Origin of the sequence: Plesiomonas sp. PI-19 (genome assembly GCF_021368255.1) — a bacterium.
GTDB lineage: Bacteria > Pseudomonadota > Gammaproteobacteria > Enterobacterales > CAMTGL01 > Plesiomonas > Plesiomonas shigelloides.
Genome location: NZ_JAJNMQ010000001.1, coordinates 327,376 through 352,299, shown reverse-complemented (window position 1 = coordinate 352,299; position 24,924 = coordinate 327,376). Strand labels below are relative to the sequence as shown.

Annotated in this window: 21 protein-coding genes; 7 read left to right on the top strand and 14 right to left on the bottom strand. The window is 53.1% G+C overall.

From position 1 onward, the window contains the following. Window position 1: 1 nt before the first annotated feature. The 12 genes from fabZ to rpsB form a co-directional block, all read right to left on the bottom strand. On the bottom strand, window positions 2-454 hold the full coding sequence (gene fabZ, locus LQ901_RS01615) for a 3-hydroxyacyl-ACP dehydratase FabZ (protein WP_010864522.1): 453 nt from the start codon (window positions 452-454) through the stop codon (window positions 2-4). 142 nt (window positions 455-596) lie between these two features. Further along, a complete protein-coding gene (gene lpxD, locus LQ901_RS01610; RefSeq protein WP_064978157.1) occupies window positions 597-1,628 on the bottom strand; it encodes a UDP-3-O-(3-hydroxymyristoyl)glucosamine N-acyltransferase in 1,032 nt (343 codons plus the stop codon). Beyond that, a complete protein-coding gene (locus LQ901_RS01605; RefSeq protein ID WP_010864524.1) occupies window positions 1,628-2,137 on the bottom strand; it encodes an OmpH family outer membrane protein in 510 nt (169 codons plus the stop codon). The genes lpxD and LQ901_RS01605 overlap by 1 nt, the downstream gene beginning before the upstream one ends. 36 nt (window positions 2,138-2,173) lie before the next feature. Continuing rightward, on the bottom strand, window positions 2,174-4,615 hold the full coding sequence (gene bamA / locus LQ901_RS01600) for an outer membrane protein assembly factor BamA (RefSeq protein WP_010864525.1): 2,442 nt from the start codon (window positions 4,613-4,615) through the stop codon (window positions 2,174-2,176). Between the two features lie 31 nt (window positions 4,616-4,646). Beyond that, window positions 4,647-6,011, bottom strand: coding sequence for a sigma E protease regulator RseP (gene rseP, locus LQ901_RS01595; RefSeq protein WP_064978158.1), 1,365 nt, complete (start codon window positions 6,009-6,011; stop codon window positions 4,647-4,649). A 57-nt stretch (window positions 6,012-6,068) separates the two neighbouring features. After that, the gene (cdsA, locus tag LQ901_RS01590; protein WP_112865635.1) at window positions 6,069-6,923 is read right to left on the bottom strand and encodes a phosphatidate cytidylyltransferase; all 855 of its coding nucleotides are present in this window, start codon (window positions 6,921-6,923) and stop codon (window positions 6,069-6,071) included. Window positions 6,924-6,957: 34 nt separating this feature from the next. After that, window positions 6,958-7,704 (bottom strand): (2E,6E)-farnesyl-diphosphate-specific ditrans,polycis-undecaprenyl-diphosphate synthase, encoded by a 747-nt coding sequence (ispU, locus tag LQ901_RS01585; RefSeq protein ID WP_039045874.1) that lies wholly within the window; start codon window positions 7,702-7,704, stop codon window positions 6,958-6,960. Window positions 7,705-7,992: 288 nt separating this feature from the next. Next, a complete protein-coding gene (gene ispC / locus LQ901_RS01580) occupies window positions 7,993-9,183 on the bottom strand; it encodes a 1-deoxy-D-xylulose-5-phosphate reductoisomerase (protein ID WP_064978510.1) in 1,191 nt (396 codons plus the stop codon). A 238-nt stretch (window positions 9,184-9,421) separates the two neighbouring features. Continuing rightward, window positions 9,422-9,979, bottom strand: coding sequence for a ribosome recycling factor (gene frr, locus LQ901_RS01575; protein ID WP_010864530.1), 558 nt, complete (start codon window positions 9,977-9,979; stop codon window positions 9,422-9,424). Window positions 9,980-10,064: 85 nt separating this feature from the next. Next, window positions 10,065-10,787 (bottom strand): UMP kinase, encoded by a 723-nt coding sequence (gene pyrH / locus LQ901_RS01570; protein WP_010864531.1) that lies wholly within the window; start codon window positions 10,785-10,787, stop codon window positions 10,065-10,067. A 146-nt stretch (window positions 10,788-10,933) separates the two neighbouring features. Further along, complete coding sequence (gene tsf / locus LQ901_RS01565) at window positions 10,934-11,788, bottom strand: translation elongation factor Ts (RefSeq protein WP_010864532.1); 855 nt, start codon at window positions 11,786-11,788, stop codon at window positions 10,934-10,936. A 129-nt stretch (window positions 11,789-11,917) separates the two neighbouring features. Next, on the bottom strand, window positions 11,918-12,643 hold the full coding sequence (gene rpsB / locus LQ901_RS01560) for a 30S ribosomal protein S2 (RefSeq protein ID WP_010864533.1): 726 nt from the start codon (window positions 12,641-12,643) through the stop codon (window positions 11,918-11,920). 315 nt (window positions 12,644-12,958) lie between these two features. On the opposite strand from rpsB, the gene map reads away from it, so the two are divergent. From map to LQ901_RS01540, 4 genes are all read left to right on the top strand, one after another. Next, complete coding sequence (gene map, locus LQ901_RS01555; RefSeq protein WP_010864534.1) at window positions 12,959-13,744, top strand: type I methionyl aminopeptidase; 786 nt, start codon at window positions 12,959-12,961, stop codon at window positions 13,742-13,744. A 93-nt stretch (window positions 13,745-13,837) separates the two neighbouring features. Continuing rightward, window positions 13,838-16,459, top strand: coding sequence for a bifunctional uridylyltransferase/uridylyl-removing protein GlnD (gene glnD, locus LQ901_RS01550; RefSeq protein WP_152135713.1), 2,622 nt, complete (start codon window positions 13,838-13,840; stop codon window positions 16,457-16,459). Window positions 16,460-16,556: 97 nt separating this feature from the next. Next, window positions 16,557-17,381, top strand: coding sequence for a 2,3,4,5-tetrahydropyridine-2,6-dicarboxylate N-succinyltransferase (gene dapD / locus LQ901_RS01545; protein ID WP_010864536.1), 825 nt, complete (start codon window positions 16,557-16,559; stop codon window positions 17,379-17,381). A gap of 234 nt (window positions 17,382-17,615) precedes the next feature. Next, entirely contained in the window at window positions 17,616-18,035 is a 420-nt protein-coding gene (locus LQ901_RS01540) for a DUF3461 family protein (RefSeq protein ID WP_039045872.1), read from the top strand. A 101-nt stretch (window positions 18,036-18,136) separates the two neighbouring features. Here the strand turns inward: LQ901_RS01540 and speB are convergent, their stop codons facing one another. Then, complete coding sequence (speB, locus tag LQ901_RS01535) at window positions 18,137-19,057, bottom strand: agmatinase (protein WP_010864538.1); 921 nt, start codon at window positions 19,055-19,057, stop codon at window positions 18,137-18,139. A gap of 91 nt (window positions 19,058-19,148) precedes the next feature. Further along, on the bottom strand, window positions 19,149-21,047 hold the full coding sequence (gene speA, locus LQ901_RS01530; RefSeq protein ID WP_010864539.1) for a biosynthetic arginine decarboxylase: 1,899 nt from the start codon (window positions 21,045-21,047) through the stop codon (window positions 19,149-19,151). Between the two features lie 996 nt (window positions 21,048-22,043). On the opposite strand from speA, the gene metK reads away from it, so the two are divergent. The 3 genes from metK to endA all read left to right on the top strand — a co-directional run bounded on the left by metK (window position 22,044) and on the right by endA (window position 24,840). Then, on the top strand, window positions 22,044-23,198 hold the full coding sequence (gene metK, locus LQ901_RS01525) for a methionine adenosyltransferase (RefSeq protein ID WP_010864540.1): 1,155 nt from the start codon (window positions 22,044-22,046) through the stop codon (window positions 23,196-23,198). Between the two features lie 214 nt (window positions 23,199-23,412). Further along, entirely contained in the window at window positions 23,413-24,021 is a 609-nt protein-coding gene (locus LQ901_RS01520; protein ID WP_233671926.1) for a SprT family zinc-dependent metalloprotease, read from the top strand. Window positions 24,022-24,111: 90 nt separating this feature from the next. Further along, complete coding sequence (endA, locus tag LQ901_RS01515) at window positions 24,112-24,840, top strand: deoxyribonuclease I (RefSeq protein ID WP_152136896.1); 729 nt, start codon at window positions 24,112-24,114, stop codon at window positions 24,838-24,840. Window positions 24,841-24,924: the final 84 nt, after the last annotated feature.

Below are 24,924 nucleotides of genomic sequence, written 5' to 3'. Positions count from 1 at the left end.
ATTACACCTCTCGACGTGCACACATTAAGTCAGCTTCACACACGACTTCGCCGTTCACTTTGGCAACTCCGGTGAAACGCGCAATACCACGACGCTCTTTCAGGAACTGCACCTCAAACACCATCTGATCGCCAGGAGTCACCGGACGCTTGAAGCGGGCATTATCAATCGCGGCAAAATAATACAGCTCATTACCGTTTGGCTTGCCGAAGGTTTTAAATGCCAGCACGCCGGTTGCCTGAGCCATGGCTTCCAGAATTAACACACCTGGAAACACTTTCTTTTGCGGGAAGTGCCCCTGGAAAAACGGCTCGTTCACAGAAACGTTCTTCAGTGCGTGCAGGTATTCACCTTCTTTATAATCCAGCACCCGATCAATCAGTAAAAACGGATAACGGTGCGGTAAAAGGTCCAGAATTTCTTCGATCTGTAATGAGTTTGCTTGAGTCGTCAAGATAATGTTCCTGTCTCTTATCATCTGAGCGGGAATAGGTATTCGGGTTACGTCAGGAATAACACGGCCTGCACGCATGGCAGGCCGTCAGTCTACTTCAGCGGCTGCCCCGGCGGGACAGCGGCAACGGGTGAAAAGACACTTACTCGTTGCTTTCTTTTTCCAGCTTCCGCTCCACTGCTTTGAGACGCTTGTTCATCTCATCAATGTTCATCACCAAAGCGGCCGTTTTACGCCAAGCTTTGTTGTTTTGCAGCGGAATACCGGACGAATACATTCCCGGTTCACTAATGGGGCGCATCACCATACCCATACCGGTGACAGTGACTTTATCGCAGATTTCCATGTGACCATTGATCACGCTGGCACCACCAATCATACAATGACGGCCAATTTTCAGGCTGCCCGCCATAATCACACCGCCGGCTACGGCGGTATTTTCGCCGATCACCACGTTATGGGCAATCTGGCATAAATTATCAATTATCGCACCATCTTCAATGACGGTGTCTTCCAGCGCGCCGCGGTCAATACAGGTACAAGCCCCGATCTCGACGCGGTTACCGATACGCACGCCACCCAGCTGAGGGATTTTAATCCAGCGACCACGATCATTGGCATAACCAAAACCGTCAGCACCAATCACGGTACCGGCCTGAATCAGGCACTGCTCACCGATGGTGATACGGTGATACACAGTGACGTTCGCCCACAAACGCGTACCGGCGCCAATCTTGGTCTGTTTGCCGACAAAGCAACCCGCCCCGATCACCACACCATCGCCCAGCACCACACCGGATTCAATCACGGCATTGGCACCGATGGACACATTCTGGCCCAGCTGTACATTGTCCGCGATCACCGCACTTGGAGCAATATCCTGTGCCGGCTGCGGCGTTGTATCCATATACTGCGCCAATAAAGCATAGGCCAGATAAGGATTAGCAACGACCAATGCATTGGTAGTGCAAAATGGTACATCGTCTGCTGTTAAAACAACAGCACTGGCCGCACATTGCGCCAGATGGGTACGGTATTTACTGTTGGACAGAAAGGTGATTTGACCGGCCTGAGCATTATCCAGTGCAGCAATACCGGAGATGACGGTATCGCCATCTCCGTGTACTTCAGCACCCAAATGTTCAGCCAGATCCGCAAGACGGAATCCTGACATTACTTGTTGCCTACCATTTTGATAACTTGAGAAGAGATATCCATGTCAGGGCGCGCAAACACGACAGCGTTGGTATCAATAACTGCGCTGTAACCTTCCTTGTTAGCGATGGTTTTCACTGCATCTTGTACCTGACGCAGGATCTTATTACGTTCTTCGGCCTGACGACGACGGCTATCTTCTTCCAGTGCACGACCTTTCAGATTGAAATCAGCCTGCATTTGGGCGATATCACGCTCTGCTTTGGTGCGGTCACTGTTAGACATCGTGCTGCCATCACGCTGCAGCTTTTCCATGCGATCACGGATACGCTTTTCCAGAGACTGCAGTTCAGAAGCACGGCTCTTGAACTCAGACTCCAGCTGACGCGCAACCTTTTCACGCTGTGGCAGCTGTTGGAACACACTTGCCACATCAACAACAGCAATTTTCTGCTCGGCGGCATTCACCACGGCACTCGATGCCATCAGCGCAATACCTACGCCAGCTGCCTGTAACCACTTTTTCAAGGTTGTCTCCTTACTTTTATATTGATAGCACGGCTATCAGAATGTTCTGCCGATATTGAACTGGAATTGTTCAACCCGGTCACCTTCATATTTCTTATACGGCTGCGCGTACGAGAATACAAGTGGGCCAAGCGGTGACATCCACTGCAGGGCGATACCCGCAGACATACGGATCCGGCTCGGATCGCCGTAATCACCAAAGTATTGCTGATTTTCTGTCGCGTAACCGGCATTCAAGATCGCCGCACTGGAGCTCCAGTGGGTATCCCACACCGTACCGGCATCCACAAACACCGAGGTACGTACCGAGTTACGGTATTTTTCGCTGATAAACGGCGTTGGCACAATCAGCTCGGCGCTGGCCGTTGCCATGGCGTTACCGCCCACCGCATCCTCAGAGCCACTCAGCACACAAGTGCTTGGATCTTTTGGATTGGTGCAACGATCGTCAGTGCCTTTGTTGTAGAAGTAAATCGCTTTTGGACCGATGGTGTTAGAACGGAAACCACGCACAGTACTGAAACCACCGGCGTAGAAGTTCTCATAGAACGGCAACACTTTATCACCGTAACCATCAGCATAGCCTAAACGCGAACGACCCAGTACCACCCACTCACGGTCTCGATCCAGCGGATAGTAACCGGCGATATCAAAGTTCAGTTTGTAGAACTGGTTATCGGAGCCAGGCGTAGTGATCTTACCGTTCAAGTTGGCTCGAATACCTTTGGTCGGGAAGAAACCACGGTCCAAGTTGTTATAGGTCCAACCGGCAGTCAGCTGGAAATCATCCGAGGACAGTTTTTGGTTGTCAAAGCTGTCTTGCATGCTGTTCAAATAAGACAGCATGTTCACCGTAGGGGTGATATTGGAGATTTCGTTGTGTACATAGCCAATACCGGTACGCAGGCTGTTGTACTCATTGACCGGGAAGCCCAGTGTGCCATCTACACCGTAGCTGAGGTTGTTATACTCAGACAGGCTGTAGTCTTGCTCGGCTTTAAAGTCGTTATAGAAAATCCGACCGCCCAGACTCACGCCATCTTTGGTGAAGTATGGGTTAGTGTATTCAAAGGCCGCATAGGTCTGGTAATCGTTACGGGTAGCGTTAATCCCCACGGTATTACCGGTACCCAGGAAGTTCTCCTGCTGCACCCCGACCTGGAAGCTGATACCACTTTCCGTACCGTAACCGACACCAAAGTTCAGACTACCGGTATTACGCTCTTTGACCTTGTACAGCACATCAACCTGATCGCGGGTACCCGGTACTCGTACCGTTTCGGTATCCACGGTTTCAAAGTAGCCCAGACGGTTCAGACGCTCTTTACCGGACTCGACCTGATTACTGGCCAGCCACGAGCCTTCCATCTGACGCATTTCGCGGCGCAGCACTTCATCTTTAGTGATGTCGTTGCCTTCAAAGCGAATACGACGCACGTAGAAACGCTCACCCGGCTCGACATTCATCACCAGCTTGACGGTCTGGTTTTTCTCATCCATCTCTGGGCGAGTGGTCACTTTCGGATACGCGTAGCCATAGCGCCCCAGCAAGGACTTAATGTCCTCTTCCATTCGGGTCACTTTGGTGCCGTTATACAGCTCATCTGGCTCAACATGCACCAGCGCTTGCAGTGCCGTAGCATGGCCGGCCAGATTGCCGGTCAGGGTCACCCCTTGCAGCTTGTACTGCTTGCCTTCATCGATATTGATGGTGATGTAGATGCCTTTTTTATCCGGACTCAAGCTGACCTGAGTCGACTCGATACGGAAATTGGCATAGCCGTGGTCACGGTAGTAGGTTTGCAGGGTTTCCAGATCGCCGGCCAGTTTTTGTTTCTGGTACTTACGATCGCCAACCAAGTTCCACCATGGCACTTCATCACGCAGGGCAAATTGGGACAGCAAGGTATTGGTGCTGAACGCTTTGTTCCCAACGATGTTGATCTGTTGGATGTTGGAGGATACGCCTTCGGTGAAGATCAGTTTCAGATCGACACGGTTACGTGGCAGTGGCGTCACCACCGCTTTCACGTTGGCGCTGTATTTACCCACGCTGTAGTAGAAATCTTCCAAGCCCTTTTCGATGGTGGACAGCGAGGTACGATCCAGCGCTTCACCCACTCGAATCCCCGAAGCATCGAGGTTTTGTTTCAGGGCATCTTCTTTCAGTGCCTTGTTACCGGAGAAGGTAATGCTGGCAATCGTCGGACGCTCTTTGACCTGCACCAGCAAGGTTGAGCCATCACGCAGCACGCGCACATCTTCAAAGTTACCGGTAGCAAACAAGGCTCGGATAATCTGCGCGACTTCGTCGTCATTAACTTCATCACCCACTCGTACCGGCATGCTCAACAATGCCGCACCTTTGGCGACACGTTGCAAACCTTCAAACTGGATATCTTTGACTACAAAGTCGGCACCGTAAGCGGTGGCGCTGCTGAAAAGCAGCGACGCAAGAAGCAGTTTTTTCATCGCCATCTTTATTATGCGTTCTTCCTAATTGCCCCGCTTACAGGCGGGAAAAATCGTTGAATAGCGCAACGCCCATCAACAACACCAATAATACTGTGCCAAAACGGAAGCAGTACTCCTGCACCCGCTCTGACAAGGGTTTACCTGTCACCCCTTCAATGGCCAAGAACAGCAGATGTCCGCCATCCAATACCGGCAGAGGAAACAGATTTATAATACCTAAGTTCACGCTGATTAGCGCCAGAAAACCTAAGTAAAATACCAGCCCGAATTCCGCCGTCATCCCGGCACCTTTGGCAATGGAGATCGGACCGCTCAAACTCTTGATACCGACATCGCCGGTAAAGAGTTTCCCCAGCATATCCAAGGTTAGTTCGGACAATTGTACCGTTTTTTGTGTCGCTTTGATCAGACTGTCAACCAGACCAAACTGGCGTACAAACTGATACTCTGCCGGTAACGGTAACACTTTTGGTGCGATACCGGCATAACCGATGCGTTGGCCTTGACCGTCAGTCTGCTCTTGCGGGATCAGAGTCACGTTTCGGGTCACCCCGTCACGCTCGGCCACCAGTTGCAGTGGTTGCAACGGATGCGCTTGTACCTGACGCACGAAGCTAGACCAATCAGTCAGCGGCTGACCATCGAGAGCAATAATCTTGTCGCCCACCTGCAAACCAGCCTGTGTCGCCGGTGAATCGGCGCCCACAGAAGCAATCTCGGTCAAAATGCTTGGGCCTTTCGGCGTGATCCCCAGCGCACCAAATGCGGTTTGCTTATCGGGCTCAAAACTCCACCCATCCAGCGGTAGCGTTTTTTGCATCACCGCAGTTGTACCGGATGCGGTAAAGGGGCTGACGTCGATCGTGGCTTGTTGATCACCAATCAGTGACACCAACGCCAGATTCACTGACTCCCAGTCAGGTGTTTCGATACCGGCAACCGATTTAAGTTCCATTCCCGGCGTAATTCCAGCACGCGCAGCAATCGAATTCGGCGCCACAGCGCCTACCACCGGATGCACACTCGGGATCCCGAGCAGGAATACCGCCCAGTACGCCAGCACCGCAAACACAAAGTTAGCGAACGGGCCTGCGGCCACAATGGCGGCACGCTGCCAGACGGTTTTATTGTTAAACGCCTGCGTGCGCAACTCATCCGGTACCGGTGCCACACGCTCATCGAGCATTTTGACATAACCACCGAGGGGGATCAGCGACAGGGTAAACTCGGTACCCTGCTTATCCACGCGGCGCCACAGAATTTTGCCAAAGCCGAGCGAGAAACGCTCGACCTTAACCCCGCAGCGACGCGCCACCCAGAAATGGCCAAATTCGTGAACTGAAATCAGAATCCCTAGCGCCACTAAAAACGCCAGCAGATTCCAAAGCGCTCCTGTCATCGTTCTATCCTTGTCTGCTCTGTAAGCTTGCCATTTAGCATGACGGCTTGAACGCCATTAAAAAACCAGCAGTAACAAGCAGGCAAATACCGGCACCGCCGCGGTCAGGCTATCGATACGATCGAGTACCCCACCGTGGCCCGGCATAATTTGTCCGCTGTCTTTTACGCCTGCTTCGCGCTTAAACATACTTTCGGTCAGGTCGCCCAGCACTGATACGGCCACTGCGATCACCGAGCTGATGATCATGCTGTGAGTCCCGGCTTGCAGTGGCGAGAAGTGATCGAACACCACCGCAATCACGGCAGATGTTGTCAGGCCGCCAATCACGCCTTCCCAAGTCTTCGCTGGGGACACTTTCGGTGCTAGCTTGTGCTTACCAAAGGCCTTACCGGTAAAGTACGCCCCCGAGTCAGCGCCCCAGATCAGGAACAGCAGATACAAAATCCACACAGCCCCAAAAGAGCTGTCTACGCTGTACGAGTACATGCGCAGCACAATTAAGCCCCAGAAAAACGGCACCAGCGTCAGCAAACCGAAGAGAACTTTCAACCGTTTGGCGTTATGCCACCATTTAGCCGAACTCGGGTAGCCGAGCACTAACCCCAAGGCCAGCAGCCACCACAACGGGGCAATAATCAGCACCGTCTGGATAAAGGTGTTTTGCAATAGAATCGAGGTATCCTGCACCGGCACTGCCAGTAAGGAGGCGCCCAAGCCCAAACCACAAATCACCGCGATACCCGCGCGTACAGCTTTATTTTCAAAGCCAGCCAACAATGCCCACTCCCAGGCTGCCAGCATACTCAACGCCAGCGCCAGCAAGGCAAAATGCAGCGGCGACAGTAAAAATAAGCCTGCAATGACTAAAGGAACCAAAATCAGTGCAGTAATAATACGTTGCTTGAGCAATGAAACCTCCTAAGCTCTACTCATCCGCCGTTGCTCAACGGCCGTTGTCGCCAGTACCACCAAAACGTCTGTCGCGACAGACAAAGGATGAAACAGCACGGTCAAATTCTTGTTCATCAAAATCTGGCCATAGCACCTCAGAAAAGTAGAACTCGGCATAGGCTATCTGCCACAACAAAAAGTTGCTGATCCTATGCTCGCCACTGGTTCTGATGACCAAGTCTACTGGAGGTTGATCCCCCATGCATATCACCTTACTGAGCAAGGTTTCGTCGATATCATCAGTGTGAAGTTTACCCTCTTGTACTTGGGCAGCAATCTGCCGAGTGGCTTGTACGATATCCCAGCGCCCACCATAGTTAGCTGCCACATTTAACACCAAACCGGTGTTGTTGGCGGTGAGCGCTTCCACACTGGCGATGCGCTCTTGTAACCGGGTGCTGAAACGGGAGATGTCACCGATAATCCGCAGGCGGATATTATTCTTGTGCAGGCTCTTAGCTTCATTATCGAGTGCGCGCATAAATAATTCCATGAGCGCGGAAACTTCCTGCTCAGGACGGCGCCAGTTTTCACTGCTAAATGCGTACAAGGTCAAGGATTGGATATGGTTGCGGGCGGCATAACTGACTGAACGGCGTACAGCTTTAACACCTGCTTTATGTCCAAAAATCCGCATTTTGCCTTGTTGCTTGGCCCAGCGTCCGTTGCCATCCATGATAATAGCAACGTGTTTAGGCATTTGTTCGGCTGTAAATGCTTGCGGTTGCGGCTCTGCCATAGGTGTCTAAGTCATTCCTGTCAAAGTCTTACTGCGCTTTTTGCTCCGCGGCGCCAGTGGCTGCCCGCGAAATTCTGGCCGGCGTCGAGGGCCGGATCGTAAAAAAGCCGTGTTAACACACGGCCTTGCGCAATCTCTTTTTTGCCTTTCTTACTTTTTGTTCGCGATCACTGTGTTATTTACGACCAACGTCAAAACGTGACCGAGAAAAAGCGACAGCTTAAAACATCACTATATCACTTCGTGAATAGCGGAACAAACCTGCCGTCGCGCCGCGGCAGGCCGCATTTAACACGCAGTGATCTGCTGCGCGGCGCACGCGCGGGCGCGGCGGTCAATCTCTAGGACATCCTCAACCGAGGTAGGTTCCGGTAACGTCAGCGTATCCAGCACCTGTCGGTTCACGGTGGCAATCTGGGTAAAGCCGATTTGCCCCTGCAAAAAGGCCTCAACACTGATTTCGTTAGCCGCATTCAAGGCGGTCGTCGCCATCTGCCCCTGCTGGCATGCTTCGATAGCCAATTGCAGGCACGGGTAGCGGTTAAAGTCAGGTTGCTCAAAGCTCAGGCCCGATAAGCGGAAAAAGTCGAGCGGCGCTACACCGGTTTGAATACGCTCAGGATACGCCATCGCATGGCCAATTGGGGTGCGCATATCGGGATTGCCCATCTGCGCAACCACACTGCCATCGCTAAAACGCACCATCGAATGGATGATCGACTGCGGGTGGATAATCACTTCCATCTGCTCGGCACTGGCGTTAAACAGCCAGCGCGCTTCGATGTACTCCAGCCCTTTGTTCATCATGGTGGCCGAGTCCACCGAGATTTTGCGCCCCATGGACCAATTAGGATGGGCGCAGGCTTGCGCCGGTGTCAGCGCAGCAAACTCGCTCAGTGGCGTAGTGCGAAATGGCCCGCCAGAGCCGGTCAAGACGATTTTATCGACCCCCGCCGCAGCCAGATCGCAAAAGCCCAGCTCACGCTGCACATTTTCAGGCAAGCACTGAAATATCGCGTTATGTTCGCTATCCACCGGCAGCAACTGCGCCTGATGACGCTGCACTTCCTGCAAGAACAGGCGACCACAAGTGACCAGCGCTTCTTTGTTGGCCAGCAAAATCCGCTTACCTGCGCGAATCGCGGCCAGAGTTGGCAGCAGGCCCGAGGCGCCGACAATGGCCGCCATCACCTGATGGGCTTCTTCTTGCGCGGCCACCGCCAACACGCCCGCTTCACCACTGAGCACTTCAGTGTGGCAGCCGTGCTGTTGCAGTTGTGCACGCACAGCCGCTGCAGCATCGGCATCGGCCATCGCCGCCAGACGGGGGCGAAATTGCAGACATTGCTGCACCATGACGCTGACATTACGACCCGCGGCCAACCCGACCACCGAGAAACGCTGCGGATTACGTGCCGCGACATCAAGAGTGCTGACACCGATAGAGCCGGTGGAGCCCAAAACGCTTAAATTCACCATCAGTTGATTACTCATGATCTGCTTGGTATCACTTGCTGGGAGCTGGATAACATCGTTGCCAATCTGCCGAGATGAACCGCAGGGTTAGCGGTTAGCAGTATGTTTGAAAGTCGATGACTTACACGGCGGGTTAAAATGATACGGCGAATACCGCAAGGTTAATAGTGTTTAACACCAAAATCTGACGCATCCATAAAACAAAAGCGTCGCCGAGGCGACGCTTTTCTGCGCGAGGAGATTAAAACTCCATCAGCTCTTTTTCTTTCTCAGCCAGCGCTTCGTCCACTTTTTTCACCATCAAATCGGTGATTTTCTGGATTTCGTCCTGTGAACGACGCTCGTCGTCTTCGCTGATTTCTTTGTCTTTCAGCAACGCTTTGATCTTGTCGTTCGCATCACGGCGTACGTTACGTACCGACACACGACCTTGCTCAGCTTCAGCACGCACGATCTTGATCAGATCTTTACGACGCTCTTCGGTCAGCGGTGGCAACGGAACACGGATAGTCGCGCCGGCGGAGCTTGGGTTCAGACCCAGATCAGAAGTCAGAATGGCTTTTTCTACTGCGGCACCGATGCTACGGTCAAACACAGTGATCGCCAGGGTACGGGCGTCTTCCGCAACCACGTTGGCCAGCTGGCGCAGCGGAGTTGGTGAGCCGTAATATTCAACGGTGATCCCTTCCAGCAGGCTAGGATGCGCACGGCCGGTACGGATTTTGGAAATATGGTTATTGAATGCTTCTACGCATTTTTCCATGCGCACTTGCGCATCTTGCTTGATTGCGTTGATCACGATGTAACCCTTCAATTCTGCTAGTGAACAGGTGGTAAGATACCGCGCTTTGCCCCTTTGAGGCAAAAACTTAACGTGGGCAATATCAGGAAATTACTGTGCCTTCACGTTCACCCATTACCACTCGGCGCAGTGCACCTGGTTTGTTCATGTTAAAGACACGGATTGGCATACCGTGGTCACGCGCCAAGGTAAAGGCGGCCAGATCCATCACTTTCAATTCTTTTTCCAGTACTTCCTGATAGCTCAGGGTTTCGTACAGGACTGCATCCGGGTTTTTCGCCGGATCATCGGTAAACACACCGTCAACCTTGGTGGCTTTCAGCACCACATCGGCTTCAATCTCGATACCGCGCAGGCAAGCGGCAGAGTCAGTGGTGAAGAACGGGTTACCGGTACCGGCAGCGAAAATCACTACTCGGCCGTTACGCAGCAGACTGATGGCCTCAGCCCAGCTGTAGTTGTCACACACGCCGTTCAATGGAATGGCTGACATCAGACGGGTATTTACATACGCGCGGTGCAGCGCATCACGCATAGCCAGACCGTTCATCACGGTTGCCAGCATGCCCATATGGTCACCGACCACACGGTTCATCCCCGCTTTCGCCAGACCCGCGCCACGGAACAGGTTACCACCGCCGATAACGACACCAACCTGAACGCCGAGCTCGACCAACTCTTTAATTTCTTGAGCCATGCGATCGAGGATACTCGGGTCAATACCAAATCCTTCTGCGCCCTGAAGAGCTTCTCCACTCAGTTTCAAAAGAATACGTTGATATGCCGGTTTTGCATTGGTGGTCATGGTTTTCCTTCCTGACACGCTGTGGATGAATAGTCTGACGGATATAAAGACGCGGCTTACGCCGCATTACTAGCAATTATATGCCGGTAATTAAAACTGAACCGCAGATATCCGCGGTTCAGTGGGGTTCTCATGTAAAGAGAGAATTAATGCTTAGCCATCGCCGCTACTTCAGCAGCAAAGTCAGCTTCAACTTTCTCGATACCTTCACCTACTTCGAAACGTACAAAGCTAACTACGTTTGCACCTTTCTCTTTCAGCAGATCGCCAACAGACTTAGAAGGGTCCATTACGAAGGCCTGACCGTACAGAGACACTTCGCCGGTGAACTTCTTCATGCGGCCTTCAACCATTTTCTCAACGATTTCACGTGGCTTGCCAGATTGCATACCGATTTCAACCTGGATTTCGCGCTCGTGAGCAACAACGTCAGCTGGAACGTCTTCTGGCTTCACGTACTCTGGCTTGCTAGCAGCGATGTGCATAGCGATGTGCTTGATCAGTTCTTCGTCAGCACCGGTAGCGGCAACTACAACACCGATCTTAGCACCGTGCAGGTAGGTACCTACTTGCTCGCCTTCAACGATGGTTACACGACGGATGTTGATGTTTTCGCCGATCTTAGCAACCAGGTTGGTACGGGTTTCTTCGAACTTCGCTTGCAGAGCAGCGATGTCAGCGATGCGCTCAGCCAGAGCAGCTTCAACCACTTCTTCGCCGAATGCTTTGAAGCCAGCATCTTTAGCAACGAAGTCAGTTTCGCAGTTCAGTTCAACGATAGCGGCAACTTTGTTGTCAGCGCTAACTTTAACCAGAATCACACCTTCAGCAGCAACACGGCCAGCTTTTTTAGCCGCTTTGGCTTGACCGTTTTTACGCATGTTGTCGATTGCCAGCTCGATGTCGCCGTTAGCTTCAACCAGAGCTTTTTTACATTCCATCATGCCTGCAGCGGTACGCTCACGCAGTTCTTTTACCAGAGCAGCGGTAATTTCTGCCATCGTATTATCCTCGGTTATCTCGGGGGAGATCATAAAAAACAGGGGCCTCATCGGCCCCTGCTAACCATATCAGTCTAGTATCTGACGTGTACTATCTGGTTAATAAGGGCTCTGTTCGAGCGGGCCTTATTACTCGGCTTCTACGAAGCCTTCTTCAGCCTGAGCAACCAGATCCTGGCCACGGCCTTCGCGAATTGCAGTCGCTGCGGCAGACAGGTACAGTTGAACAGCGCGGATGGCGTCGTCGTTACCAGGGATGATGAAGTCTACGCCATCTGGATCAGAGTTGGTATCAACGATAGAGAATACTGGGATACCCAGGTTGTTCGCTTCAGTGATAGCGATGTGCTCGTGATCAGCATCGATAACGAAGATAGCATCAGGCAAACCGCCCATGTCTTTGATACCACCCAGGCTCTTCTCCAGCTTTTCCAGCTCACGAGTGCGCATCAGCGCTTCTTTCTTGGTCAGCTTGTCGAAGGTACCGTCTTGAGATTGGGTTTCCAGATCTTTCAGACGCTTGATGGATTGACGAACGGTTTTCCAGTTGGTCAGCATACCGCCTAACCAACGGTGGTTTACATAGAACTGATCGCAGCCGTGTGCAGCTTCTTTAACTGCATCGCTTGCAGCGCGCTTAGTACCAACAAACAGAACCTTGCCTTTACGGGCAGCGATTTTGCTCAGCTCAGCCAGAGCTTCGTTGAACATTGGTACAGTTTTCTCAAGGTTGATGATGTGTACTTTGTTACGCGCACCGAAGATGAATGGCTTCATCTTTGGGTTCCAGTAACGGGTCTGGTGACCGAAGTGTACACCGGCCTTGAGCATGTCGCGCATGGAAACAGTTGCCATGAGTTTTTCCTCAGAAAATAAATTGGGGTTAAGCCTCCACGTATCCCCTGCAACCGACTCTATCTCTCCATAAAGGGAAAACAGAGCACCCCGGAGCACGGTGTCGATACGTGTGTGATATTTCACATGAGTTCTTTAGGCGTTCCGGGTCAAAACTGACAATTCCGGAATCCGGCGCGCTTTATACCATAATTTAGCCGCGGACTCCAGATTCAATTGCTTTTTGTTGAGATTGGTTTTCAACTCGGGTAGCGCCCTGTTACCATACTCCCAGACTCTGATGCCGCCCGCGCGGCGAATACCGGAAAATTATTTATGGCTATTACAATCAAAACCGCAGACGAAATCGAAAAAATGCGCGTTGCCGGCCGTCTGGCGGCGGAAGTGCTGGAGATGATCGAACCGCACGTGAAAGCGGGCGTGACCACCGGTGAACTGGATAAAATCTGCCACGACTACATCGTCAATGTGCAGCAAGCAGTTCCAGCACCACTGAACTACCACGGCTTCCCGAAATCCACCTGCATTTCAGTGAATGAAGTGGTGTGCCACGGCATTCCTGGTGAGAAAGTGCTGAAAGACGGCGATATCGTTAACTTCGATATTACAGTGATTAAAGATGGCTATCACGGCGATACGTCTAAGATGATCATCGTCGGTAAACCGACAATTTTGGGTGAGCGCCTGTGCCGCATCACGCAAGAGAGCCTGTATCTGTCACTGAAAATGGTGAAACCGGGTGTGCGTCTGCGCGAAATCGGTAAAGCCATCCAAAAATTTGCCGAAGCTGAAGGCTTTTCTATCGTGCGTGAATACTGCGGCCACGGGATTGGTGCGGAATTCCACGAAGAGCCACAAGTGCTGCACTACGATGCCGATGACGGCGGCGTGATCCTGCGTGAAGGCATGACCTTTACCATTGAGCCGATGATCAACGCCGGTAAGCGTCAAGTACGCCTGATGGGCGATGGCTGGACGGTCAAAACCAAAGACCGCAGCCTGTCTGCGCAGTACGAGCACACCATTTTGGTTACCGCCGACGGTTGCGAGATCCTGACTCTGCGCAGCGACGAAAGTCTGCCGCGCGTGCTGCATAACTAAATTGCCGACGCGCCAATTTATGCTTTACAAAGCCGGAGATTTCCGGCTTTTTTTACATCTGTGATCTCGTGTTTTGCGGCCAAGGAACGTCTGATGCCCCACCTTCTGAACGATGCATGGCAAGACGCCGGTATGCAGTTGCCGGCGATGAAACTTATCCTCGAACAGCAGCGCCAGCGTATGGCGGACGATTTTGCCGCTGGCCGTCCGGTGGCCAACTTGGTCGCCGAGCGCACCGCCTTTATCGATACCCTATTGTGCCACCTGTGGCAGCAATTTGGTCTGGCAGAGAATCCGGCATTAACCTTAGTCGCCGTCGGCGGTTATGGCCGAGGGGAGTTACACCCACTTTCCGATATCGATCTGCTGATTTTAACCGCGCAGCCGGTCGATGAAGCACTGGCAGCGCACATCGGGCAGTTCATCACCCTGCTCTGGGATTTGCGTCTGACCGTCGGCCACAGTGTGCGCACTTTGCAAGAGTGTCTGGATGAGGGCTTGCACGATCTCACGGTCGCCACTAATTTGCTCGAATCGCGCTGGTTATGCGGCAATCCGGCGCTGTGCGATCGCTTACAGCAACATGTGTTCGCCGATGATTTTTGGCCATCGCCGGAGTTTTTCCGCGCCAAACAGCAAGAGCAGCGTGAACGGCACGCCCGCTATCATGGCACCAGCTACAACCTAGAGCCGGATATCAAAACCAGCCCTGGTGGCCTGCGCGATATCCATACTTTGAGTTGGGTGGCGCGTCGTCACTTCGGTGCGGCCAGCTTAGATGAAATGACCCGCTTTGGTTTTCTCACCGATGCCGAATACCACGAACTACTCGAATGTCAGGAGTTTTTGTGGAAGGTGCGTTTTGCGCTGCACTTAAGCCTCACCCGCTACGATAACCGTCTGTTGTTTGATCGCCAGTTTACCGTCGCCCAAATGCTCGGCTACCAAGGTGAACGCAACCAGCCAGTCGAGCGGATGATGAAAGATTTCTACCGCACCTTGCACCGGGTGCGTGAGCTCAATGAGATGCTGCTGCAACTGTTTGACGAAGCCATTTTGTCGCTCAGTGCCAATGAAAAGCCGCAACCGCTTGATGAGCACTTCCAACTGCGCGGTAATCGGATTGATGTGTGCGATCCACAGCACTTCATTACCCATCCAGAAACCATTCTTGATCTGTTTTTGCATCTGGCGCGCAATCGCCAAATCAGTGGGATCTACTCCACCACCTTGCGCCAATTGCGCTTTGCGCGGCGTAACTTACAAGGCTACCTGTGCGATAACCCGGCAGCGCGTGCACGCTTTGTTGCCCTGCTAGCTCAGCCGGGCGCCATTGCGCGAGCTTTTTTGCCAATGCACCATCACGGCGTACTGGCCGCCTACTTGCCGCAGTGGAGCCAGATTGTCGGCCAGATGCAGTTTGATCTGTTTCATGCCTACACCGTGGATGAGCACACCATTCGCGTGCTGCTAAAGCTGGAAAGCTTTGCCGATGAGCCGCAGCGCCAGCAACATCCCTTGTGTGTAGAGCTCTTCCCGCGCTTGCCTTCGCGTGAGCTGATTTTACTCAGCGCCCTATTCCACGATATCGCCAAAGGGCGCGGCGGCGATCACTCGCAATTGGGCAGCCACGATGCCTACCAATTTTGTCGCTTACATGGCTATGGCGAAGCTGATGCGCGTTTGGTGGCATGGTTAGTGGAGCATCATTTGCTGATGTCAGTCACCGCCCAGCGCCGAGATATTCATGACCCTGAAGTGGTGCGCACCTTTGCCGGTGAAGTGCGCCATGAAGAGCACCTGAACTACCTATTGTGTCTGACGGTCGCCGATATCTGCGCCACCAATGAAACCCTGTGGAACAGTTGGAAGCAGACGCTGCTGCGCGAGCTTTACTTCGCCACCGAGCGTCAACTGCGCCAAGGGTTAGAGAATGGGCTGGATGTACGCATTCGGATCCGCCACAACCGCGAGCAAGCGCTGGCGCTGCTGCGCATGGAAAATACCGATGAAACGGCGCTGCAAGCACTGTGGCAACGCTGTCGCGCCGATTACTTCCTGCGCCATACGCCGCGCCAGCTAGCCTGGCATGCCAAGGCCCTACTCAACGCGCCGCAAGAGCAGACCCAAGTTCTGGTCAGCCGCCATGCCAGCCGTGGCGGCACTGAGATTTTTATCTATTGCCCAGATCAACCGCGGCTGTTTGCCACCGTGGCCGGAGAGTTGGATCGGCGCAATCTCAGCATCCACGATGCGCAGATCATTACCAGTCGCGATGGCTACGCCCTCGATACCTTTGTGGTGCTGGAGCCAGATGGCTCACCGCTGGCTCCCGATCGTCACGACAGCTTGCGCCACGCGCTGGAAAAAGCCCTCAGCGAGCCAGATTGTCCGCAGCAGCGTACGCGCCGCCCTTCGCCGCGCTTGCGCCACTTCAGCGTACCGACCGAGATCAGTTTCCTACCAGCGCGTGGCAATAAGCGCACCCTGATGGAATTGGTCGCGCTCGATACCCCCGGCTTGCTCGCCCAAGTGGGCGCTGTGCTGGCCGATACCGGCGTGTCACTACGCGGCGCAAAAATCACCACCATCGGCGAGCGCGTGGAAGACTTATTTATCTTAAGCGATCACGAGCGCAAGCCGCTGGATGCAGCAACCTGCGAGGATTTACGCCAGCGCCTGATCGCCGCGCTCAACCAGAGCGAAAAAGTGTGATACAACTACAGGATTATTGATTTCGCTGGCTCACGGATTGACATATCCGGGCCAGCTTCAGCATGTGTTTACGGACTCAACTCAGACAGGATGAAGCATGAATCATTTGCAGACCATTATTGAACAGGCCTTTGAAGATCGCGCCCAGATCACGCCGGCCAATGCCACTGCCGAGCTGCGCACTGCGGTCGCTCAGGTGATTGACCTGCTGGATCACGGCAAACTGCGCGTGGCCGAGAAGATTGACGGTGAGTGGGTTACCCACCAATGGCTGAAAAAAGCGGTTCTGCTCTCGTTTCGCATCAACGAAAACCAAGTCATTGATGGCGCCGAAACCCGCTATTTTGACAAAGCGCCACTGAAATTTGCCGAATACGATCAGGCACGCTTCGAGCAAGAAGGCATGCGTGTGGTGCCTTCGGCCACCGTACGTAAAGGCGCGCACATTGCACGCAATACCGTGCTGATGCCATCTTACGTCAACATCGGTGCATTTGTGGATGAAGGCACCATGGTGGATACCTGGGCCACCGTTGGCTCATGTGCGCAAATCGGTAAGAACGTACACCTGTCCGGCGGTGTCGGCATCGGTGGCGTACTGGAGCCGTTGCAAGCCAATCCGACCATCATCGAAGATAACTGCTTTATCGGCGCGCGCTCTGAAGTGGTGGAAGGCGTGATAGTGGAAGAAGGCTCGGTGATCTCCATGGGCGTATTTATCGGCCAGAGCACCCGCATTTATGACCGCGAAACCGGTGAAATCCATTATGGCCGCGTTCCAGCCGGCTCGGTCGTGGTTTCTGGCAGCCTGCCTTCGAAGTGTGGCAAGTACAGCCTGTACTGCGCGGTGATCGTGAAGAAAGTCGACGCCAAAACCCGCAGTAAAGTGGGTATCAACGAGCTGCTGCGCAGCATCGACTAAATCTTGCCTACGCTCGCGTCATCTTTTTCTAAACCCGGCTGGTCCGGGTTTTTCTTTTTTGTCGTCCGCATCCTAGTCCCCCACCCGCTCACTATCACGTCAAAGCGGCGTTGATAACATCGTGATTACCTTTTTTCAGCATTCATTTTCCTTAACAGGATCACAGCAAAAAAAGTGCTACTGACGCATGCTGTTTGGTATGGATGACTGATAAAAAACAAAACGGTGCGTTTTATGTACGAGAATCTGAAAAAGCTTGGAATTACCCATCCGCACGAGATTGACCGTTACAGCCTGCGGCAGGAAGCTGACTTCGATATTCTGAAAATCTATTTTCAGAAAGAAAAAGGCGAGTTTTTTGCCAAAAGCGTCAAATTCAAATATCCACGTCCGCATAAAACCCTACCGGTCGATGGCCAGCCAGCGCACTATCAAGCGGTCAGTGAAATTAATCCGAATCTGCGTTTTTTGCTCGATGAATTAGAGCATGTCACCGGTAATAGCAGCACGAGCTTAACCAGCGCAGGGCGGACCTTGAGTGAAGCGGAATTGAAGCAAAAAATTCTGGGTGATTTGCGCCACCTAGAAAAAGTGGTGGCCAATAAGATTGCGGAAATTGAGGCCGATCTGGAGAAACTAACCGCGCAGCGCTAGTGGCTTATTGCGCTACAGCGCTACAGTGTGGCGCAAGACATCCCACCTCAAACAAAAAGCCCCGTCTAGACGGGGCTTTTTTCAGTCTCGCAAAAGCGTGATTACTCGCCTTTGTTCGCCGCTTGAACGTACAGCATTTCCAGCGCCAGAGTAGCAGCAGCCAGAGAAGTCATCTCAGCGTGGTCGTACGCTGGGGAAACTTCTACTACGTCCATACCCACGATGTTCAGACCTTGCAGGCCACGAACAATCTTCAGAGCGCGGTCAGAAGTGATACCACCGATAACTGGAGTACCAGTGCCTGGTGCGTGTGCTGGATCCAGACAGTCGATATCGAAAGTCAGGTATACCGGCATATCGCCCACGATGGATTTGATCTGAGCCACAACATCTTCCACAGTGCGATCATTCACTTGTGGCGCATCCAGTACGGTGAAGCCGTTGTCACGGTCATACTCGGTACGGATACCGATCTGTACGGATTTAGTTGGGTCGATCAGACCTTCTTTCGGCGCTGTGTAGAACATAGTGCCGTGGTCGAACTCTGCACCCCAAGCATAGGTATCAGTGTGCGCATCGAAGTGGATCAGCGCCATTTTACCGAAATGCTTCGCGTGAGCGCGCAGCAGTGGCAGAGTGACGAAGTGGTCACCACCGAAAGTCAGGCAACGCTTACCCGCGGCCAGCAGTTTCTCAGTGTGCGCCTGCAGGGTTTCGCTCATGTCACGGGCATCACCGAAGTTGAATACCACGTCACCACAGTCAACCACTTTCAGACGGTCACGGAAATCGAAGTTCCATGGGAAGCGGTTATGTTCCCACGCCAGATTGGTGGAAACTTGACGCATTGCACCTGCACCGTGGCGGGCACCCGCACGGCCAGAGGTTGCCATATCAAATGGAACACCAGTAATCACCCAATCGGCATCGCTGTCATATGGCATAAAGTTCAATGGCAGACGCAGGAAACCGAACGCGTTGGAAACCAGAGACATATCTGGTTTATTACCCAGGGTGCTCATAAATACCTCAACTTAAAAAGAACAGTGCGCCACGATCCCATCGCGGCTGGCAACCGTGGATTCTAATGGCAGGCAAGCCTGCCATCCAGCATTAAATTTCTTCTAAATATGTATAACCGTAAAGACCTGCTTCCAATTCCGTCAAGTAGGCTGCTTGCTCCTCTTCTGGCAAGCCAGACGCCGCCACTTGTTCGCGGTAACGGGTCAGTAAGGTTTCCGGCTCCAGACGCACGTATTCCAGCATGCCAGCCACGGTGTCACCGTCGCTGGAGGCATACACTTCCACGTCACCGTTGTCGAAAACCTGCACATCCATGCTGGCGGTATCACCAAACAGGTTGTGCATGTTGCCCAAGATTTCCTGATACGCGCCAACCATGAAAAAGCCCAGCAGCGGAGGATTTTCTGGATCGTACTCTGGCATCGGCATGGTGGTTTCCACCCCATCGCCATCAATGTATTGATCGATGGCGCCATCGGAGTCACAGGTGATATCCAGCAGCACGGCGCGGCGAGTTGGCGCTTCGTTCAGGTGCTCCAAAGGCAGCACAGGGAACAGTTGGTCAATCCCCCACGCATCAGGCATCGATTGGAACAGTGAGAAGTTGACGTACAGCTTGTCGGCCAAACGCTCTTGCAGCTCATCAATCACCGGACGGTGCGCACGGTTATTCGGGCTCAACAGCTCGTTAATCTTGATGCACAGCGCCAGATGCAACTGCTCGGCATAGGCACGCTGCGCCAGATTAAGGACGCCGACAGAATACTGGGTGTGCACGTCAGACAGGTCAAACTGGCTTTCGTGCAGCCACGCGCGCAAAGAGCGCTTATCGCGCGACTGGCACAGCTCCTGCCAGGTTTCCCACATGCTATGCAGCACGCGCGGCGCATCGGCCGCCGGCGGCAATGGCTCGCTCGGGTCATGACGCTCAATGCCAATCACGTTAGACACCAGCACCGCATGGTGCGCGGTAGTCGCACGGCCTGACTCAGTGATGATCAAAGGATGCGGCAAATTGTTCTGACGGCAGGCCTCACCGATGCCCCACACCACGGTGCTGGCATATTCGTTCAGGCCGTAGTTGACCGAGCAATCGGATTGGGTACGGGTGCCCTCGTAATCCACGCCCAGACCACCGCCGACATCGAAGCACTGGATGTTAACGCCCAGCTTGTGCAGCTCAACATAAAAACGCGCACTCTCACGCACTCCGGTGGCCACATCGCGGATGTTGCCGAGCTGAGAGCCAAGGTGGAAGTGCAGCAACTGCAAGCTCTCAAGGCTGCCGGCACTGCGCAACATCTCGACCAATGTCAGCACTTGCTCTGCGGATAAACCAAACTTGGACTTCTCACCACCGGAGGACTGCCATTTACCCGAGCCTTGCGACGCCAGACGCGCACGCACGCCCAGACGTGGGGTGACATTCAGCTTACGCGCTTCTTCCAACACCAACTGGATTTCCGACAGCTTCTCAATCACCAGATAGACTTTGTGACCCAGCTTTTCGCCAATCAGCGCAGTACGCACGTATTCACGATCTTTATAGCCATTACACACAATCAGGCTACGAGTCAGACCGGCATGCCCCAGCACGGCCATCAATTCGGCTTTCGAGCCGGCTTCCAGCCCCAACGGCTCACCGGCATGCACCAGTGATTCAATCACGCGACGATGCTGGTTAACTTTAATTGGGTACACCAGCATGTAATTGTTTTCATAACCGAAATCTTTGCGCGCACGTTTGAACGCCGCGTTAATCGAACGCAGGCGGTGTTGCAAAATTTGCGGGAAGCAGAACAGAGTCGGCATCTGCTGACCTTCGCTTTGCAGCTGGCGCACCAAATCGGCCAGATCAACGCGCGCTTCCGGACGCTCAGGGTTCGGGCACACCGTAATGTGACCTAGTTCATTCACATCAAAATAGCCACCGCCCCAGTGAGCGACGTTATAAGTACGGAGCGCTTTACCTGCGGTACGGCTAGGCATCGTATTTTCCTCATTTTGATGTGGGGCAACATAACTGCCGGTGGCAACCGGGCGTTCAACCAAAATATCTGTCATTGCGGTATTCCTGATCATGGCATGACAGTGGGACGGCATCCAGCGTGGCTGATGATAAGTTAACCAACACTGGGACGGTTCGGGGCAGTTTCCCCGTCAATTACTTCAACACCATGATTGCTGCGCTAGCGCTGATACCACGAACTGCTCACAGGGCAGATGATGACCAATCCGGTGCCTGTGATGCGGTGCAAGTACCGTACTGAGCCGATGAGGCTGAAAGGCCTATTCGCGCAGACTATTAGCAAATCAATACAAGGTGTTAAACGTAAGCGAAGCAAAACTCAGTACGCCAACATTCAGATATCTGGCTGTCAGACATCAGAAAGTAAGCGGCAATGAGCTCAAATACGACTGGCGCTGGGCATCGGCCTCGATAACAGCCTAAGAGCACAGCGGGACATAACAGGAGAATGAACGGTGCGCGCACGGGACGCGAAAGGACGGATGTGGCCGTTGTGGCCGGAAAACAGAGAAAAAGACATGTTACAGGTTCTCCATCTCCCCTTGGATGCATCTGAATCTCAGGTCCCAAGGGTTAAAAACCACCTCTTGCTTACGCATTTGGTTAATGAAAATAAAAGGGGTTTTGCCAACCTGGGATTCAGCAAGGCCAACTGCGCCGTCATGCAATCAGTGACATGGCGAGTGACATGACTGATGGACACGCTAGGCGGGCCGGGCTACTCCGTCCGGATGCGCGGCGAGTTATACCGGTAATTGTAACAAAATGCAAAGCTGAATTTTGCTGAAAATGCCACCGCAATCACAAGAAACGATTTGCAAAAAAATTTGCTGGCAATAGCAAGTGCGGGAAATTAGAATAGCCGTCCAGATGTGGATACATCCACAAGCAATCGGTTTGTGGATATATCTACAAAGTAGATTTTTATTTGATTGATTTTCGGAGCTTGGCATCCCATGACAAGACACCTGTTCACTTCAGAATCCGTTTCTGAAGGGCATCCTGATAAAATTGCTGACCAGATTTCCGACGCCGTACTGGACGCCATTCTGAAGCAAGATCCTAAAGCACGCGTGGCTTGTGAAACCTACGTGAAGACCGGTATGGTGCTGGTTGGTGGCGAAATCACCACCACCGCCTGGGTCGATATCGAAGAGCTGGCGCGTAAGACCGTCTGCGACATCGGTTACACCAGCTCACAAATGGGCTTTGACGCCAACTCTTGTGCGGTACTGAGCGCGATCGGTAAGCAATCTCCAGATATCAACCAAGGTGTTGACCGTAAAGATCCTCTGGAGCAAGGTGCGGGCGACCAAGGTCTGATGTTTGGTTACGCAACCAACGAAACTGACGTGCTGATGCCAGCGCCAATCACTTATGCGCACCGTCTGATGGAGCGCCAAGCACAAGTACGTAAAGACGGCACGCTGCCGTGGCTGCGTCCAGATGCGAAGAGCCAGGTGACCTTCAAGTACGAAGATCACAAGATTGTCGGTATCGATGCAGTGGTGCTGTCTACTCAGCACAGCGAGTCTATCGGTCACAAAGAGCTGCAAGAAGCGGTGATGGAAACCATCATCAAACCTGTGCTGCCAACCGAGTGGCTGTCCAAAGAGACCAAGTACTTCATCAACCCAACTGGCCGTTTCGTTATCGGTGGTCCTATGGGTGACTGCGGTCTGACCGGTCGTAAGATCATCGTAGATACCTACGGTGGTGCGGCGCGTCATGGTGGTGGTGCATTCTCGGGTAAAGACCCATCAAAAGTTGACCGCTCTGCAGCCTATGCGGCGCGTTATGTGGCGAAAAACATCGTGGCGGCCGGTCTGGCAGATCGCTGTGAGATCCAAGTGTCTTACGCCATCGGTGTCGCAGAGCCAACCTCTATCATGGTGGAAACCTTCGGTACCGCTAAAGTTGAGCAAGAGCTGCTGAACTCACTGGTACGTGAATTCTTCGACCTGCGTCCTTACGGTCTGATCAAGATGCTGGATCTGATCCAGCCAATCTATCAGAAGACTGCTGCCTACGGTCACTTTGGCCGTGAAGAGTTCCCGTGGGAAGCCACTGACAAAGCCGCGGCTCTGCGTGAAGCGGCCGGTCTGAAATAAGACCTCGGTCAGTCAGCCGCCACGCGAGTGATCTGCACAAAAAAACCGGGCTCAGCCCGGTTTTTTTATGTCTTTTTTATATCTTTTGGCCGTCTTGTTATCGTTAAGCACCTGTTTGCCTCCCTGCGTTACGGTTTGCACTGGCAGCCGGCTTTGGTCACAATGCCTCGCTCACCCTCCACTCTTGATTGGAAGTAACCCACCGAACTGACTTATGCCTAGCCCTCGACTGCCTACCACCTTACAACAAGAAGTCATGCAGTGCCTCCGCCATTATCTGGCCATGGCCGCTGACCACTTTGACAGCCCTTTTCCTGAGCCGCGAGTCAGCTATCGCCAGCGTGGGATGAGCGCCGGCAGCGCGCATTTGCAGCTCGGTGAAATTCGCCTCAATCCGGTTTTGCTGCAAGAAAACGGCAGTGCCTTTATCCAAGAAGTGATCCCCCATGAATTGGCGCATTTGCTGGTCTATTGGCTCTGTTGTCAGCCGATTTCACCGGCACTTAGCGCGCAGTTACCGGCCGCGTGGCGCAAACGGCGTAGCCGTATTGCCCCGCACGGCGCCGAATGGAGCTGGCTGATGGAAACGGTGCTGGGTCGTCCGGCACGGCGCACTCACCGCTTTGATGTCAGCAGCGTGCGTGGACGCACGGTGGCCTATCAGTGTGCCTGTCAGCAGCACGCACTCAGTATTCGCCGACATAATCGGGTGCTGCGCGGTGAAAGCCGTTATCTGTGCCGTCAGTGTCAGCAGGAGCTAAAACCGCTCGCACTAGCCACAACAACGACTACCGAAGAAAAGACAGAGGGAAATGCCAGCTAAGGGCACTCTGGCATTCATTACACAAAGTTTCTATTTCAGGTCTGGTCAATTACACTAATCAGTATGTTTGAACCACTGATTTCAACCACTATGTCTTTTTCTTTTGCTCGCCGCTCCGCCATCTGGCTGCTGTTACCGACCCTATTAGTGCCAGCCCTACCGGCCCTGGCCGCGGCGCCACAAAACTTTTCCCAAGCGAAAGCCGCTGGGGTAAAAATCGTGAAACAAAATCCAGTGACCTTTTACTGCGCCGCCCCCATTCGCTTTGAAGGCAAAAAAATGGTGCCGGAGCTGGATGCGATTGGCTATCAAGTACGTAAAAACGCTAACCGTGCCAACCGCATTGAGTGGGAGCACGTGGTACCAGCGTGGGAATTTGGTCATCAGTTGCAGTGCTGGCAACAAGGTGGACGCAAAGCCTGTGGTGAAGATGGCCGTTTCCGCAAAATGGAGTCTGACCTGCACAACTTGCAACCGGCCATCGGTGAGGTCAATGGTGATCGCAGCAACTTCCAGTATTCACAGTGGAATGGCGGTGAAGGCCAATATGGTAACTGTGAGATGAAGGTCGACTTTAAAGGCAAACGTGCCGAGCCACCAGCACGCGCGCGCGGCGCCATTGCCCGTACCTACTTCTACATGCGGGATAATTACGATTTGCGTCTGTCACGCCAACAAACTCAACTGTTTACCGCTTGGGACAAAACCTATCCGGTGACCGCGTGGGAATGTAAGCGCGATGGGCTGGTCGCCGGTATTCAAGGCAACCATAATCCGTATGTGCAGCAAGCCTGTGCGAAAGCCGGTCTGAAAGACTGACGAGTGCATATTGCTGGTCACAACACCGATAAAAAACGGGAGCCTAGGCTCCCGTTTTTGTACTTGCGAACATTAAACGCTGCG